General features: G+C 63.7%; 13 protein-coding genes. 4 read left to right on the top strand and 9 right to left on the bottom strand.

Annotated features, from left to right (window positions below; all coding sequences use genetic code 11):
- Nucleotides 1–17 precede the first annotated feature (17 nt).
- Nucleotides 18–284: a succinate dehydrogenase assembly factor 2 gene (locus tag Q0C17_RS14360; RefSeq protein WP_291207746.1), complete on the bottom strand. Its 267-nt coding sequence runs from the start codon at nt 282–284 to the stop codon at nt 18–20.
- Between the two features lie 169 nt (nt 285–453).
- Here Q0C17_RS14360 and recG point away from each other — a divergent pair, with 169 nt between their 5' ends.
- On the top strand, nt 454–2,532 hold the full coding sequence (recG, locus tag Q0C17_RS14355; protein WP_291207744.1) for an ATP-dependent DNA helicase RecG: 2,079 nt from the start codon (nt 454–456) through the stop codon (nt 2,530–2,532).
- Nucleotides 2,533–2,538: 6 nt separating this feature from the next.
- On the opposite strand, the gene Q0C17_RS14350 is transcribed toward recG, so the two are convergent.
- Nucleotides 2,539–3,243: a DUF502 domain-containing protein gene (locus tag Q0C17_RS14350; RefSeq protein WP_291207742.1), complete on the bottom strand. Its 705-nt coding sequence runs from the start codon at nt 3,241–3,243 to the stop codon at nt 2,539–2,541.
- A gap of 77 nt (nt 3,244–3,320) precedes the next feature.
- On the opposite strand from Q0C17_RS14350, the gene Q0C17_RS14345 reads away from it, so the two are divergent.
- Genes Q0C17_RS14345 through Q0C17_RS14335 form a run of 3 tightly spaced genes read left to right on the top strand, consistent with a single transcriptional unit; the run spans nt 3,321 to nt 5,513 of the window.
- Nucleotides 3,321–4,331, top strand: coding sequence for a phosphotransferase family protein (locus Q0C17_RS14345; protein WP_291207740.1), 1,011 nt, complete (start codon nt 3,321–3,323; stop codon nt 4,329–4,331).
- Nucleotides 4,324–4,695: a DUF6285 domain-containing protein gene (locus Q0C17_RS14340; protein WP_291207738.1), complete on the top strand. Its 372-nt coding sequence runs from the start codon at nt 4,324–4,326 to the stop codon at nt 4,693–4,695. The genes Q0C17_RS14345 and Q0C17_RS14340 overlap by 8 nt, the downstream gene beginning before the upstream one ends.
- A gap of 17 nt (nt 4,696–4,712) precedes the next feature.
- The gene (locus Q0C17_RS14335; RefSeq protein WP_291207737.1) at nt 4,713–5,513 is read left to right on the top strand and encodes a hypothetical protein; all 801 of its coding nucleotides are present in this window, start codon (nt 4,713–4,715) and stop codon (nt 5,511–5,513) included.
- On the opposite strand, the gene maiA is transcribed toward Q0C17_RS14335, so the two are convergent.
- The 7 genes from maiA to Q0C17_RS14300 all read right to left on the bottom strand — a co-directional run.
- Nucleotides 5,510–6,157: a maleylacetoacetate isomerase gene (gene maiA, locus Q0C17_RS14330; protein WP_291207736.1), complete on the bottom strand. Its 648-nt coding sequence runs from the start codon at nt 6,155–6,157 to the stop codon at nt 5,510–5,512. The genes Q0C17_RS14335 and maiA overlap by 4 nt on opposite strands.
- On the bottom strand, nt 6,154–7,476 hold the full coding sequence (astB, locus tag Q0C17_RS14325; protein ID WP_291207734.1) for an N-succinylarginine dihydrolase: 1,323 nt from the start codon (nt 7,474–7,476) through the stop codon (nt 6,154–6,156). Before astB ends, maiA begins: the two co-directional genes overlap by 4 nt.
- Nucleotides 7,473–8,300, bottom strand: a complete 828-nt coding sequence (locus Q0C17_RS14320; protein WP_291207732.1) for a class I SAM-dependent methyltransferase — start codon at nt 8,298–8,300, stop codon at nt 7,473–7,475. The genes astB and Q0C17_RS14320 overlap by 4 nt, the downstream gene beginning before the upstream one ends.
- A gap of 9 nt (nt 8,301–8,309) precedes the next feature.
- Nucleotides 8,310–9,764, bottom strand: a complete 1,455-nt coding sequence (astD, locus tag Q0C17_RS14315) for a succinylglutamate-semialdehyde dehydrogenase (RefSeq protein ID WP_291207730.1) — start codon at nt 9,762–9,764, stop codon at nt 8,310–8,312.
- Nucleotides 9,764–10,804 carry an arginine N-succinyltransferase gene (locus Q0C17_RS14310; RefSeq protein WP_291207728.1) on the bottom strand — a complete coding sequence of 347 codons (1,041 nt, stop codon included), beginning with the start codon at nt 10,802–10,804 and terminating at the stop codon, nt 9,764–9,766. Before Q0C17_RS14310 ends, astD begins: the two co-directional genes overlap by 1 nt.
- Before the next feature lie 2 nt (nt 10,805–10,806).
- Nucleotides 10,807–12,066, bottom strand: a complete 1,260-nt coding sequence (locus Q0C17_RS14305; protein ID WP_291207726.1) for a hydrolase — start codon at nt 12,064–12,066, stop codon at nt 10,807–10,809.
- A gap of 110 nt (nt 12,067–12,176) precedes the next feature.
- The coding region (locus Q0C17_RS14300) for an OmpA family protein (protein ID WP_291207724.1) at nt 12,177–12,619 on the bottom strand (443 nt) is incomplete at its 5' end.

The following is a 12,619-nucleotide window of genomic DNA, read 5'->3' as shown; positions in this document are numbered from 1 at the left end:
TACCTTTTCACCCGGCCTCAGCCGGATTGCGCGGCGTAGCGGAATGCGATGAGCTGGTCCAGCACCGGACCTGAATGGTTCAGCGGCACGGGCTTCTGGCCGATGAGCCAGGCGTAGACTTCCCAATCTGGCACCTCGAGCAGGCGCTCGAATTCATCAAGCCCTTCTCCGCTCAGCGATTCGAGGGTCGCGTCTGCGAAGCTTCCCATCAGCAGGTCCATCTCCCGAAACCCACGGCGCCAGGCCCGGAATTTCAGCATCTTGCGGCGGTTTTCATCGGTCATGCAGAAGGCTTTTTACAGGTTTCGTTTCGTCTGGACGGCCGGCCCGCTTGTAAGACGGTTTCTGGACGGGGAAAGCCCGGGCGCAGGGAGCATCTTATGCCTATATCCGGGCGAGGAAAGGGCGCAGCTGATTGTGCCGCTTCGCAGGTGCGCCTAGCTTGTTGCCAACATGCGCGATGAGCGACTCTTTCCGCTGTTTGCAAGCCTCGACACGCTGAGCGGTGTCGGGCCCAAACTGCTGCCCATCTTGCAACGCCTTTGCGGCGGCAACACGGTCTGGGATCTCCTGCTCCATCTGCCGGAACGCTGGTTGGACCGGCGGGTCCGGGAACAGTTTGACAAGACCGTTCCCGGCGAGGTCGCCACTGTGCGCGGCGAGGTCGTCGTTCATCACGCGCCGTTCAACGACAAGTCACCCTACCGGATTCAGCTTGGCGACGAGTCCGGCTTCCTGACGCTGGCCTATTTCCGCGCGGACCCGCGCTGGCTGAAGTCGCAGTTCCCCGTGGGCGCCACGCGGATCGTATCCGGCCGGATCGAGGATTACAAAGGGGAGCGTCAGATCACCCACCCGGATTTCGTCGTCGACCCGGCCAAGGGTGAGGCGCCGCCGGAAGTCGAGCCGATCTATGCCCTGACTGCCGGCCTGACGAACCGCCGGGTTCACACTTTCGTGCTTCAGGCCCTGAAAGCGGTTCCGCAAGGCCTGCCGGAATGGTCTGATCCGCACCTCGTTCGCCAGCGCGGCTGGCCAGGGTTCGCCGAATCACTGGCGATCCTCCACGCGCCCATGCGGTATGACGAAGACGAATTCGCCCGCGCCCGCGAGCGCCTCGCCTATGACGAAGCCGTGGCCCGCGCCTCGGCTTTCTCGCTGGCGCGCGCTGCGCGGAAAGCACGGCGGGCGCCGATCATCAGATCCGATCCGAAGTCCGAGGCGCTGTTCATCAAGGCGCTGCCCTACACGCCTACTGGCGCGCAGCTGCGGGCCAGCGAAGAAATCCGCCGGGACCTCGCCAGTGGATCGCCGATGCGGCGCCTGCTGCAGGGTGATGTGGGAGCGGGCAAGACGCTCGTGGCCGCGATGGCGGCCGTGGAAGCGGCGGCAAACGGCTTCCAGTCCGCGTTCATGGCGCCGACGGAAGTGCTGGCGCGCCAACAATTCGACACGCTGGACACGCTTCTCTCGCCGCTCGGTTACAGAGTGGCCGTGCTGTCGGGCCGCGACCGGGGCAGCGCAAAGGAAAGCACGCTTATGGCGCTGGCCGATGGCACGATCCAGATCGTGGCGGGCACGCATGCGCTGTTCCAGGAGGCCGTCTCCTTCCGCAAACTTGGCCTGATCATCGTGGACGAGCAACACCGCTTTGGCGTGAATGACCGGATGCGCCTTATTGGCAAATCTGAAAGCCCGCACATGCTGGTGATGAGCGCTACACCGATCCCGCGTACCCTCGCGCAGGCCGTTCACGGCGACCTCGACGTCTCGATCCTCGACGAGAAGCCGCCGGGCCGGAAGCCAGTCGAGACGCGCGCCATCCCGGATACTCGCATCGAGGAAATCATCGAGGCCATAGGGCGCGCCCTGAAACGGGGGGAGCGTGCCTTCTGGGTCTGCCCACGCGTCGATGTCGATGACGACGATTCATCCGCCGTTGCCCGCCATGCGGCCTTGCAAGACGAGTTGGGGGTCCGGGTCGGGCTGGTGCACGGCCGGCTGAAACCATCCGAGAAAGACACGGCGCTGGAAGACTTCCGCTCCGGCAGGACGCGCGTCCTCGTCGCCACCACCGTCATTGAAGTCGGCGTCGATGTGCCGGAAGCCACCATCATGGTCATCGAGCGCGCCGAAGGTTTCGGCCTCGCTCAGCTGCACCAGTTGCGCGGTCGTGTCGGCCGTGGCGACAAGCCCTCTTTCTGTATCCTCCTCTACCGCCCCCCCATTGGCGAGACAGCCCGCGAACGCCTCGACACGCTGCGTCGCACCGAAGATGGTTTTGCGATTGCCGAGGCAGACTTCCGCCTCCGCGGTGCGGGGGATGTGCTCGGCGTACGCCAGGCGGGCGCGACGGAGTATCGGGTGCTGGAGCTAGCACGTCACGCCGCGCTACTGGACATTGCCGCGAAGGATGCCGAAGCAGTCATTGCCGCGGATCCGAAGCTGACCGGCGCACGCGCGAACGCGCTGCGTATTGCGCGGGAGCTGCTGACGCCGCGCGTCAACACAGATGTCGAGCCTCAGTCCTGAGACTCCTTATTTGCCCACCGCTGCGCCGGTGTCGCTGACACGCGGAAACGGCGGATAGACGAGGCCGCCGGAGAGGATCAGCTTGGCACCTTCCTCGATCGTCATCTCGAGTCGGATGACATCCGCTTCCTTCACGAACAGCAGGAAGCCGGAAGTCGGGTTCGGGATGGTCGGCACGAACACCGTGAGGAAATCCGGCCCGAGACGGTGTGCCGGTTCTTCCTTCGCAGGACCCGCAACAAACCCCACAGCCCAGCTCCCCTGCTTGGGATACTCGACCATGACGATTTCCTTGTACTGGCCTGCCGAGTTGCTCTGGAACACGTCCCGGATCTGTTTGAACACGGAGTAAACCGAGCGCACCACTGGCACGCGCGTGAGGATCCGGTCCGTCAGCGAGACGAAGTAGCTGCCAAGGAAGTTTGTCGCGAGGGCGCCCAGCAGGGTGAGGAAAATCAGCAGGATCAGCAGGCCGAAGCCGGGCACCGCATAGTCGAGATATGTTTCCGGCCGCAAGGCCGCGGGAATCAGTGGCACGACCCGGCTGTCGATCAGGTTGATCAGGAACTCCAGGATGACGAACGTTGCCACCACCGGCAGCGCGATCAGCATGCCCGCGACAAGGCGCTCGCGCAGCCAGCTGAACAAGCCTTGCTTGGTTGGCGGGACGATCACGCCGAGCGGATCGTCAGGTTGGGGCCGGTCAGTCATTGGTGATACTCCCGCACAATCGCCTTCCTCAGCGTTACCGCTTGGCGTGCGCCTTCTTCCGCGTAATTGTGGCGAAGATGGGAAACGTTATCGAGATCGAAAAGCCCCTGAATGAGTGGGCCTCCGCGCATTTCGGCGCAGGCGCACGTGTCGAGGGTCTGAAACGCCTGTCGGGCGGAGCCAGCCAGGAAACCTGGTCATTTGATGTAGCTGCGCCCGGGAACACGCATGCGCTGATCCTGCGCCGCGCGCCCGGGGGGGTGGCAATGGCACGTAGCTCGGAAGCGGTGTCTCTCGCCACGGAGGCTGCGCTGCTTAGCGCCACGACGAAATCCGGCGTGCGCGTGCCCGAAGTGCTGCACGTCTCGCCGCCGGGCAGCGCGCTCGGTGAAGCCTTTGTCATGCGCCGGGTTGCGGGCGAAACGCTGGGACGAAAGATCCTGCGGGACGAAGAATACAAGATTGCCCGTGCCCGCCTTGCAAAAGATTGCGGCGAGGCGCTTGCCGGAATTCACGCCGTGCGCCTTGAAGGCCTGCCCGCCCTGCCAATCAGCAGTGGCGCCGACCAGATCGCGAAATACGAAACGATCTATCGCAGCTTCGAGATGCCCCGTCCGGTGCTGGAACTCGCCTTTGCCTGGCTGAAAGAAAATGCCCCGAAACCAGACGGTCCCGTGCTGGTGCACGGGGATTTCCGGCTCGGCAACCTGATCGTCAATGAGCAGGGCCTCGGCGCCGTTCTGGACTGGGAACTTGCGCATATCGGCGACCCGCGCGAGGACATTGCGTGGGTGTGCATCAATTCCTGGCGCTTCGGGCACAGTGAAAAGCGCGCCGGTGGCTTCGGCGACCTAGAAGACATGCTGGACGCTTACGCGGCCGCTGGCGGGGCCAAGTATACGACGGCAGACATCGACTGGTGGGAAATCCTCGGGAGCCTGAAGTGGGGCGTGATGTGCATGACTATGTACTCCGCCTACAAGACCGGCGCCGACCCGAGCGTCGAGCGCGCCGCCATCGGCCGGCGCGTTTCGGAGAACGAGATTGACCTTATCAACCTTTTCGAAGGACTTGGCCGCAATGCATGATGGTCCCTCCGCCCGTGAATTGATCGAAGCAGTGAAGAACTTCATCGACAAGTCTGCTGCGCCCCAGTTGACCGGGCATGCGGCATTCCATGCGCGCGTCGCTTCGAATGCCCTCGCCACGGTCCTGCGGGAACTCGAAATCCGGCCGACCGCCGAAGCTGAGGAGAAGGCGCGGCTTGAAAGGTTGCTCGGAACTTCCGGCGAAAGCGCAAACCAGTTGAATGCGCTGCTCTGCGAGGCTATCCGGTCGGGACGCATGAACCTTTCGACAGAGGGGCTCCTGCCACATCTCAAATCGACCACAATTGCGCAATTGTCTGTCGACCAACCGGGCTATTCGGGTCTGAAAACCGCGGCCCGCTAAACTCGGGAACCGCGTGCATGAACAGAAAAATTGTCCTCGCCCTCATCGCCATCCTGCTGGCGGTCGCCGTGAGTGCAATTCTCTGGTCGATGCGGGACAAGGCGGTCGCAACCGGCCCCGCCCTGCCAACGTTTGACTATGCCTCGGCAGACAGCTGGGCCGAACGGCCCGAGCTGCCGCCGCCAGCTGTCTGGGAGACGGGCTGGGACATCGATATCGTGCTGCTTGCGGGCGAGGCGGCGCTGGAAATCAGCGACACGCAAGCCATCGAGAAGCGGCGCGACGAAGCAGCTGAAAAGCTGCACGATCTGGCAGGCGCCTTCAGCAAGACCGGGCCGGTTTATGCGCCCTACCTGCGCGCCGCCACTGTCGACGAAGACACGGCCGCAGCGTTGACACACTATCTGTCTACGGATAATCGCGGCCGCGCTTTCCTTATAGCAACGGACAGGCCATTGCCGGCATCCGTCCTGCCGCTGTTCGAATCCGATCCGCTGCTGCGCGACCGGTTTGGCGGCATATTACTGTTCGGTGAAGCTAATTCCGGTACGGGCCTAGCCGAAGGCGTCACGCCGGCTCTGATCTGTTCACGCCGTTACAAAGCAGATGAAGGTTGCGTTGCACCAGTGCAGCTGCGCCGCTCAGGCAGCGGGCATCAAGCCAGCGGGGGCGAACGCCTGGTCAACGGCCTCATCCCCTGGCTTAATGACAACACGTCGAAACTGGCAGAGCCGCTGGGCGAACTAGAGGAAATCGAGATCATCGAAATCCGCCGTCCGGGCGAGACAGATGATGTCGTCAGCGAATCGCAGGACTAAGCCGCGGGCTTTGGCTGGTTCTCGGGCGCTGCGCGCCGGAATGCCTCAACTTCCCGGCAGGCGGCATCGAGCGCAACCAGGCGCGGAAAAGCGGAGAGATCGGTATCGAACCGGCGGGCATTCGAAACCTGCGGCACCAGCGCAATCTCGGCAATGCCTGGCGTATCGCCGAACAGGAATGGGCCCCTGCCCGCCTCCATCGCCATCGTCTCGAGCGCCGCGAAGCCGCGAAGGATCCAGTCCTGATACCAGCGCTTGATGGCGGATTCGTCTGCGCCGAAATCGCGTCGCAACACGGCCAGCGGGCTGAGATTGTTCAGTGGGTGGATGTCGCAGGCGATGATGTCGGCAAAGGCGCGCGCCTGAAGGCGTTGCCAGGTGTCTTTGGGAAGCAGCGCCGGACCCGGCAACGCCTCATCGATCCACTCGATGATCGCCATGGATTGGCCAGAAATCTTTCCGTCCACTTCTATGGACGGAACACGCATCTGCGGATTGATGCCCCGGTATCTTTCGCCCAATTGTTCATCCGTACCCGGAATTATGTTAATCTGCAGCGTTTCAAAAGCTGCACCTTTCAGATTCAGAGCGATTCGGACACGGTAGGCTGCGGAGGAGCGCCAGTAGTCATAGAGGCGGATCATAGGAGAGACTCGAGGTCAAGGATTTCGAGAATGGCTTCGCGGGCCAGACGGCATTCGTCCGCGAAGGCTGGATCGGCCAGATCGGCGGGCGAGAGACGGTCGCGATAAGTGGCACGGACGCTCGCCTGCAGTTCGTCGATCAGTTCCTCATCCAGCAGCACGCCCGCGTGGCAGGCCGCGATTTCCGCTTCGGTCATCACCACACGAAGGCGCAGGCAGGCCGGACCACCACCATTGCGCATGGACTGGCGCACATCGACATACTGGACCCTGCCGATGGGGCCGTTCGCGAGGACTAGTCGCTCGCAATAGGCATGAGCACTCGGCGTGTCGCGCGTCTCGGTCGGCGCGATCAGGACAAGGCGATCCTCGCCGGGCAACTGGAGCAGCTGGGAGTTGAACAGGTAAGAGGAGATCGCGTCGGCAAGCGGCACTTCGGCGTCCGGTACCATCACGGGTTTCAGCTCAAACCGGCCTTCTGCCGCGTGCCGCAGCGCCTCGAGCGTCGCGGCAGTATTCTCAAAGGCGTGCTCATGGAAGAAGAGCGTATCTAGCGCGCCGACACAGACGACGTCATTGTGAAAAGCGCCAGCCTCAATGGCGCGCCGGGCCTGACGGGCGAAGACGACGCGCGGCGCGCTGAGCCCATGCGCCCGGGCGATGGATTCCGAGGCGAGCCGCGTCTGGCGCGCCGGAAACCCGGCGAGAGTCTCACCTATATCCCGTCCAAATACGAACAGCTCCACACCGGGCGCGCCATGCTCCGCCGCGAGACGGACGTGGTTGGCCGCGCCTTCATCGGCAAAGTCAGCATGCGCGGGCAAGGCGCCATGCACGGCAAAGCGTTCCTCGTCAGCAAAGAGGGAAACAAGCGTGGCGGTCGTATCCGGGTGCTCAATACTGCGGTGGAGCATCGTGGACAGATTGGCGGCTGTAAAATGCAGGCGGCCATCAGCGGTATCGGCAGAGGGCGAGACGGTTGCAGCATTGGCGGTCCACATGCTGCTGGCCGACCAGGCTGCTTTCAGCACACGGGGCGCGCTGCGCGCGGCGGCGTCGATGATGTCTGCATCGGAACCAGCAAAGCCTGCCGCCACGAGCAGGTCGAAATTCGGGCGCGCAAGCGGCGGGAGAACACCTTGAACGAGACCGGCACGCACCAAAGTGCGCATCTTCTCGAGACCTTGCACGGCGGCCTCACGCGGGTTTGAGACATCGCCCGCATTGCGCGCGCTGGCGAGGTTGCCGTCGGATAGGCCGCCATAATTGTGGCTCGGCCCGATCAGTCCGTCGAAATTGACTTCGGTGGCAACGTTCATGCGGTCGCCTCCACGATCCAGACAGCGGCCTTCAGATGTGTGCGCCCCTCAGCGCCGGCTAGACGTCGTACCTGGGAGACTAGCGCGTCCTTGACCTTCGCCCGGTCGACCCCTTGCTCCGCAATGGCGCGGGAGAGTGGGCCAATCTCGAGCATGAAGTCTGCCGTATCTTCCGGATTGGCGCCGGGCAATTCGATAGTGCCGTCCCAGGGCGTGATCCGTACGGCGGACCAGCCAGCTTGGGCGAGAACATCCGAGACGAAATCCCGGCTTCCGAACGCAAATGGCCCGGGTGTGCCGGGTGGCGGCGGCGCGGGCGGCTCCTTCAAGAACGGAAGGGCCGCGACGATCGGCATCAGGGCCCAGTCATTCTCCGCAAGCGGACGCCAGCACGCAAAGGCCAGCCGACCGCCCGGCTTTGTGCCTTTCCGGATACTTGCGAACGCTTTGGCCGGGTCGGCGAAGAACATCACCCCGAAGCGGGACACGACGAGGTCGGCCTTCGTATCCGGCGCCCACGCCGATGCGTCGGCCACTACAAATTGTGCAGCCGGCGCCCGCTGCTCTGCGCGGCGCCGCGCGATCGCGATCAGCGGCTCGGATACATCCACGCCGGTGGTGAGCGCGCCGGCTTCCGACGCTGCAAAAGAAAGAGCGCCGGCGCCGCACCCTATATCGATGATCCGTTCGCCCGCGACGGGCTTTGCGGCGGCGAGGACCGCCTCGGCAAACGGCTGTAGCATCCGGTCCAGCCGATCTGCATCCCTCACCCACTTTTCGCCGGCGGCGCCGTTCCAGTAGTCAATCTGGGCACTGTTATCCATGTCGGCCTCTCAGGCAGGAAATCCGGGCGCGGTCATACGGGCCGCCGTTGGAGCGAGCTGGCTGGCCTGCGGCCACGCGCAATAGTCAGCGGCATAGTACGCGCCTGGGCGGAAGTTGCCGGAAAGGCCGGGACCACCGAAGGGCATGGAACCGCTGGCGCCGGCAGTCGGCCGGTTTCGATTCAGCACACCGGCCCGCATCTCGCGGTACGCGATGGTCCACAGGCTGTCATCATCACTGACAAGGCCGCCAGAAAGGCCGTACCTGGTGGCATTGGCTTGGGCTATGGCGTCCTCGAATGTCCTGACACGGACGACCTGCATGAGCGGACCAAACAGTTCTTCGTCCGGGTAGCCGGATGCGTCCGTGACATCCACGATGCCAGGCGAAACAAAGCCTCCGCCGCGAGGCATGGCATCGAGGGACAGGATCGGCTTTGCGCCATGGGCGACCAGCATCGCCTGAAACTCGACCGCCTGCGTGCGCGCCTTTTCGGAGACCAGCGGTCCCATGAAGATATCTGGCTCGTCCCACGCGCCGATGCGCAGCCCCCTGGCGCGTGAGACAATAGCGTCGATGACGGCGTCCCCGAACTGGCCCGCCGGCAGAATCACCCGGCGCGCGCAAGAACAACGCTGGCCTGTGGTGAGGTAAGCCGACTGGGCGGCGATGTCGGCGGCGGCGTCGACGTCGGCAGGGTTCCAGATGATCAGCGGATTGTTGCCGCCCATCTCGAGCGCGAGGATGACATCCGGACGGCCCGCGAAGTGTTTGTGGAAATAGACGCCGGTCGCGGCAGATCCGGTGAAGAGAAGACCGTTGATGTCCTGCGCGATCAGGGCGGCGCCGGTATCGCGTCCGCCCTGGACGATGTTGAGACAGCCCGGCGGAAGGCCGGCAGCTTGGAAACACTCCGCCATCAGCGCTGCAACGCCAGGGGCCAGCTCGCTCGGCTTGAACACGCATGTGTTGCCCGCCAGCAGCGCGGGTACGATGTGCCCGTTCGGCAGGTGACCGGGGAAATTGAAAGGGCCGAACACGGCCATCACGCCGTGGGGGCGATGTGTTAGCTGCGAGCCGCCGAAGGCGGCATTCTCCGTTCTTTCGCCTGCGCGCTCCTTTTGTGCGGCGATCGATACGGCAATCTTGGCTTTCATCGTGGCGGCTTCGCCGCGCGAGTCCCAAAGGGCCTTTCCCATTTCGCGGCTGATAACTTCCGCAATCGCCTCCGCGCGCTTACCAATTTCATCCGCATACCGCTCAAGTATCGCCGTGCGCTCACCTTGCGGGCGGCGCGACCAGTCTCGGAATGACTTGCGGGCAGACGCAACGGCCGCGGCGACTTCGGCGCCGTCTGCTGATGCACCCTGCCAAATCATCTCCCCCGTGGCCGGGCAAGATTTGGCGAAAGCCGGGCCATGCCCGGTTCGCCATTGACCATCGATGTAGACACCATCCGCCATCACTTGCTCCGCATCCAAACTCTCGCGGGAGAGCCAGGTTTCAGTTTCAGGGCGTCAAGCACATCCGGGGCGGCAACCAGCCCGCTCTCTCCTCGCCGCGCGAACCGGCCGAGAGTCACCCGGAAGTCCGGAAGGCGGTTGCTCGACAAGAGTCCCTGGCGCGCGTCTGCGTCACCATCGGTGGAGCCTGCCTCAACGGTCACGATTCGGCTTTCCAGGATCGTTCGGATATGCCGGCGCTGCGCGGCGACGAGCGGGCCGCCGTCGAAAATGTCGACGGTTCGATCAAAGTCAAACCCCTCCCACTGCAGCAGTTTGTGCGCACCGACACCATCAGAGTGGCAACGCCCGATGACTTCGCGCGCTTCGGGCGGCAGCAGATCCACATAGATCGGATAGCGGGGCATCAGATCGACAATGAACTGATTGTCGGTGGTCGCCGACAGTTTGTCGGCATCGGCGAAATCCATGCGGAAGAAGTGCCGCCCGAGGCATTCCCAGAAAGGCGACTCGCCCTTCTCGTCGACCACGCCGCGAAGCTCGGCAAGCACGCGGTCACTGAAGCGTTCGGGGGCGGCGGCCATCAGGAGGTAGCGAGACTGCGCCGCAAGCCGCCCTGCCCCGCCGCCGCGATGGTCTGGCTTGATGAATAGTGTGCCCACTTCGGTGTACCCCACATACTCATTGGTGAGGACCAGCGCGTCCATGTCGAAGCGAAGATTTCCGGCGGCGTGGCTCGCCTGTGCGAGCGTGATGATGCGATAATTGAAGAAAGGCTGGTCGATGCCCGTGCCGGCCTTGACCGCAGAGCATCCGACGACCTGCCCGGTCGGCACATGCTCCATCATCATCAGATACTTGCCATACTGGAGATTGCGCTGGCGACCGTGGAAAGCGCGGTCCGACTTCTCGAGGCGCTCTTTCAGGATTCCCTCGTCTACCGGCAGACTGGTAAATCCGGGTCCGGACAATTCGGCAAGCTGCGTCAGCGCGTCGAGATCGTCCAGACGCGACGGACGCATAACATATGCTGTCGCCATGGCTAACGCCCCATCAGTTCCTTGATACGTCGCCCATCGATCCGGCCATCTGCGAGCCGGTTAAGGATCAGTGCAGACAGGAGCGCTCGTTCCGGAAAGCTCTCTGTAATGACGAATTCTTCCGACGAATGAATGCGCCCGCCACGCACGCCCAGCGTGTCCACGTTGGGCACACCGGCCGCGAAAATGTTGTTGCCTTCGCAGACGCCGCCGGTGTCCACGAATTCGATATCGAGCCCGATGGCGCGGCCAGTGGCATGCACGGCATCGAACAGGGCCTGCTGCGCCGTATTGCGCGGCTTGGGCGGCCGATAAAAACCGCCATGCAGATGGCCGTGGATACCGTCGCGCGCCACAGCGCGCTCAAACAGCTGACGCACCTGCTGGCTTGCCCATTCCGCTGACTGATGATCGGGCGCACGCGCGCCAAAACGCACGATGGCTAGATCCGGCACGATGTTGACCGGTGCGCCGCCTTCGATGGAGCCAACATTGAAGGTGACCCCGCCGAACTTGTTGTTGAGGCCTTCCAGCCCGACGACAAGTTCAGCAGCGGCCTCGATGGCGCTGCGGCCCTCTTCCTTGGCTCGGCCCGCATGCGCGGCACGGCCATGCAGTACGATGTCGAACACGGCGGATCCTTTACGGCCGCCAGCCATAGCCCCCGTCTCCATCGCGGGCTCGTAAGTCATGCCGATGAGTGCGCCGGCCGAGGCCGCACGGCGGAGCGATTCGGCGCTGGAGAAGTTGCCGATTTCCTCATCCGGCGTAAGCACGATCCGGTAACCGAGGCGATCCTTGAGTTTGCCGGCTTCAAATGCCTTCAGCGCTTCCAGCATCACACAGATGCCGCCCTTCATGTCGGCCATGCCGGGGCCGTTCACGCGGCCATCCGGTAAGTCAGTCACCGTTTCGAACACGCCGGGCGAAAACACCGTATCGTAGTGGCCGGACATAACGACCTGAATCGGCGCGTCCGGACGCGACGAGATTTCGACGATCGGGCCGGAATGGGTTTCCGTGGTCTTGCCATCGGCGCCTACGGCTTCGAAGCCAGGTCCCTGGACAAGCTGTATGTCCGCTTCTAGCGCCGAGAACGCGTCGGCGAGCTTCGGCGCGAAGCGGCGCAGGCCTTCAGTGTTCAGGCTGCCGGTATTGTGGGCTGACCAGCTGCGGGTACGGCTGAGCATTTCCGGCGCCGCCGCATAGAGGCGCTCGCGGGCAGATTCGTCGTCGGCGGTCAGTCTGGCTAGCTCTGTCATGTGCCCTTGGTTTCACAGCTGGAACGGGGCGGCAAGCCTCGCGGGGCCGGGCCCAAACAAAAACGGCCCGGCAAACTGCCGGGCCGTCTGACTTGTAAGTCTTCCAGTAATTACTGGACGACGATCGTGACTTCCGAACGACGGTTCAGCGGTTCGCGCACGCCGTCATTGGTTGCCTTGGCGAGAGCGGTTTCGCCCTTACCAGCTTTGTTGATGATCGAGGCACCGATGCCACGCTCGGTAAGAGCGGCAGCAACGACGTCAGCACGGCGAACCGAGAGAGCCTCGTTGTAAGCCGAACCACCCGACGTATCGGTGTGACCGACGATTGCCACCGAACCCGGGGCGCAGCCCGTTGCGGCGGTGATGTTGGCAACTGCCTGATCGATAACCGCAGCGGCCTGGCTCGTCAGATCCGAGCGATCCCACTCGAAGTAAACGACGAACTCCTGGCTGAGTGCCGAGCACTGCTGCTGAACCGTCTCAGTCGTTTCCACCGGCGGAGGCGGCGGGGGCGGCGGAGGCGGGGGCGGCGGCGGGGGCGGCGGCGGCG

It is taken from the genome of Hyphomonas sp., from assembly GCF_022844445.1.
Classification (GTDB): domain Bacteria; phylum Pseudomonadota; class Alphaproteobacteria; order Caulobacterales; family Hyphomonadaceae; genus Hyphomonas.
The sequence above is the reverse complement of the archived record's forward strand: the minus strand, read 5'-3'. Positions and strand labels throughout refer to the sequence as shown.